This is a genomic window from Neisseria sp. P0008.S010 (genome assembly GCF_051962715.1).
Taxonomy (GTDB): domain Bacteria; phylum Pseudomonadota; class Gammaproteobacteria; order Burkholderiales; family Neisseriaceae; genus Neisseria; species Neisseria elongata.
In genome coordinates, this window is sequence record NZ_JBQCVA010000303.1 from 1 (window position 1) to 268 (window position 268).

Consider the following 268-nt stretch of genomic DNA (forward strand, 5'->3'; position numbering starts at 1 on the left):
GGGGATGCAAGCGTTATCCGGAATGATTGGGCGTAAAGCGTGCGCAGGCGGATTTTCAAGTCAGGAGTGAAATCCCGGGGCTCAACCTCGGAATTGCTTTTGAAACTGGATCTCTAGAGTCTCGGAGAGGTTGGCGGAATTCCCAGTGTAGAGGTGAAATTCGTAGATATTGGGAGGAACACCAGTGGCGTAAGCGGCCAACTGGACGAGTACTGACGCTCATGCACGAAAGTGTGGGGATCAAACAGGATTAGATACCCCTGTAGTC

The 268-nt window shown here is 51.9% G+C and carries 1 rRNA gene; it reads left to right on the plus strand.

Features of this window, described 5'->3' with window-relative positions:
• Positions 1–268, plus strand: a 16S ribosomal RNA gene (locus ACTHSL_RS13695); the annotation flags it as partial.